The 2752-nt window shown below is 73.1% G+C and carries 1 pseudogene; it reads right to left on the reverse strand.

The features are described 5' to 3' along the window. Positions 1-2723 (reverse strand): annotated as a pseudogene (gene pglW / locus U9980_RS23805) (BREX system serine/threonine kinase PglW); the annotation flags it as partial. Positions 2724-2752: the final 29 nt, after the last annotated feature.

Consider the following 2752-nt stretch of genomic DNA (forward strand, 5'->3'; position numbering starts at 1 on the left):
CGCCGCGGCGGCCAGGTCGCGGGCCTGCTGGGCGGCCTCCTCGTCGCCGGCGCCCGCGGAGCCGGCCGGGCGGAGCCCCGCCGTGCCGGTCGTCGGCTTGCCCTCGTTCGTCGGCTTGCCCTCGTTCGTCGGCTTGCCGTCGTTCGTCGGCTTGCCGTCGTTCGTCGGGTGGACGGTCGGGGCCGGCGGGGTGGAGTCGGCGGCGCGGAAGACGGCCTGCCAGGCGTCGCGCATGTCCTTCAGCGACGCGAACCGCCGCGCCGCGTCCCGGTCGAGCGCGCGGAGGAAGAAAGATGTGAGGCCGGAGCGGATCGCCGGGTCGAACGCCTCGGTGGCCACCGTCGGCGGGCCCACGGTGAACCGCGTCTCGGCGGACCCGTCGCCCCAGAGCGGCAGCTCGCCGGAGGCCATCTCGTGCAGGGTGACCGCCAGGGCGTAGCGCTCGGCGTGGTCGTCGTAGGCGGTGCGGGTGCCGGCGCCGAGGAACGGGTCCAGGTAGCGAGGCGTACCGGCGCTGGTGTCGCGGACCGAGATGTTGGCCAGCGAGAAGTCGATGAGGACCAGCTGGTAGGTACGGTTCGGCCGGCGGCGGATGACGATGTTGTCCGGCTTCAGGTCGCGGTGGGCGACGCCCTCGCCGTCCAGGTAGTCGACCGCGCCGAACAGGTAGTCGCTGTAGGTTTCCAGCTCGTCGACCGAGAGCCGGCCCTCGCGCAGCTTGCGCGCAACGGTCTGCTCGCCGGCGTGGTCGAGGACGAGCACCGTGCGCCCGCCGATGACCAGCGTGTCCGGGCGGGCCAGGCGGATCACCCGCGAGTCGTTCAGCCGGCCCAGCACCGACGCCTCATGTTCCAGGCGCGCCGCCCGCTCGTCGGAGAGGGCGACCTTGAGGACCTCGTCGCGGTTGGTCTTCTCGTTGTGGGCCAGGAAGGCGCGGCTCGTCGAACCGGTGCCCAGCCGCTCCCTGATCCGCCACTCGCCGCCGACCAGGTCGCCGCGCTGGGCCTCCAGCGGGTCAGCCTCGGGCTCCTGCTCGGCCTGCTCTGCTCCGCCGCGGACGGGTCCGTCGGCGGCGTGCCGTCCGCGCCGCTGTCGTCGGGGGCGGCCGCCGGGACGTCCGGCCGGGTGAACTCGTCCTCGACGAGCAGTAGCCAGTCGAGCAGCTCGCCGACGCTGGAGAAGCGGTCGTCGGGCAGCGGGCGGGTCGCCTGCGCTACCAGCTCGTTCGCCGCCTCGGACAGCGAATCGACGACTTCCGCCGGGTGCAGGCCGCCCGACTGCTCCAGCCTCGCCTTCAGGGTGTTCGGGCTGTCCGCGGGCGGCTGGCCGGTGAGGATCAGGTAGGCCAGCGCGCCCAGGCCGAAGACGTCGATGCCGACCGGGTCGGGGTAGGGGGCGCCGATCTCGGGCGCCAGGTAGCCGGCGGCGGCCAGCTCCAGATGCGGCAGGAACCGGGCCGCGGGCTCCACCGCCAGTTCGAGCGACGTTTTTGTCATCGCGCTCGTCAGCGCGCCGGTACCCGAGCCGGCGTCGCGGGCCGCCGCCTGCCAGTCACGGATCATCAGCCTGGGTGCGAGCCAGCCCTGCTCGCCGTTCCCGCCCGCGCGGCGGCCCCGGCCGCCCGACGGCACGACCAAGACGCTGCGGGCGGCCAGCGCCCGGTGGTAGAGATGCCGGCCGTGCGCGTAGGCGACCGTCTCGGCCAGCTGGCGGATCATGTACAGCCGGGTGCCGGCATCGAGGCGGTCGCCGTACCGGCCGAAATAGTGGTCCAGGCGCATCTCGTCCGGCCGGTGGCGGAAGATCAGCGCCGGGCCCGCCTCGTGGTTCTCCAACCCGTCGACCTGGACGATCCCCGGATGGTTGATCCCGTGTAGCACCAGGAACTCGCGGCGGGCGACCGCCTCCCGGTTTGCCCGCTCGGCCTCCCCGGCGGCCCGCTCGACGAGGTAGATCCGCACCCGTCGCCGCTCGGAGGCGACCTGGGCGTGGGCGGCATGGTAATCCTGCCAGGTCGGGCCGGAGTCGAATGCCGGGAACTCCAGCTGCCAGGAGCCCACCCGCTGGTGGCGCCGGCTGCGGGCAATCCCGGCCGCCGGCAGCAGCTTGGCCAGGGCCTTGGACAGCTCGGGGGTGACCCGCTGCCGCTCGTCGCGCAGCGGTGCGTCCAGCAGGCCGGACCAGATCGACGGCAGCGCTACGCCGCCCTTACTGTTGCTCGTGCTGGCGCTCTTGTTGGTGGCGCCGCCCGGGGTGCCTGGCTCGGGGCCGAAGACCCAGTGGAGCTGATGGTCGGGGAGCTCGACCCGTAGGGTCGGGTTCGACAGGAAGACCGCCGGCTGGATGAACGGGATCTTCGTCCTGCTCGCGCGGCCGGCGTTCTCCAGCAGGGACCGCAGCTCCTTGGACTTCTGGTTCGCCAGGTGCAGCGGGTTGTCGAAGATCCGGGTGTCGCCCGAGTGGCGGTGCTGGGTCCAGTTCGACCCGGACGCGGTCAGCCGGCCGACCAGGCTCTTGATCTCGATGAGGTAGACGCCGCCGCGGGCAACGACCAGCAGGTCGACCTCGCGGATGTGCCCGGTGGTCGCGGTGAAGGTGAAGTTCGACCAGGCACGGTACGGCTCGGCGTCCGGCAGCAGCAGCCGGACATGCTCCAGCGCCTCCCGCTCATGCGGAAACTGCGACGGCGTGACCGTCTCCCACCGGCCCTGCCCCTCGCGCACCCCGTCTCCTCGCCGTGTCCGCGACCCCG

Origin of the sequence: Protofrankia sp. Cr1 (genome assembly GCF_963555865.1) — a bacterium.
Lineage (GTDB): Bacteria > Actinomycetota > Actinomycetes > Frankiales > Frankiaceae > Protofrankia.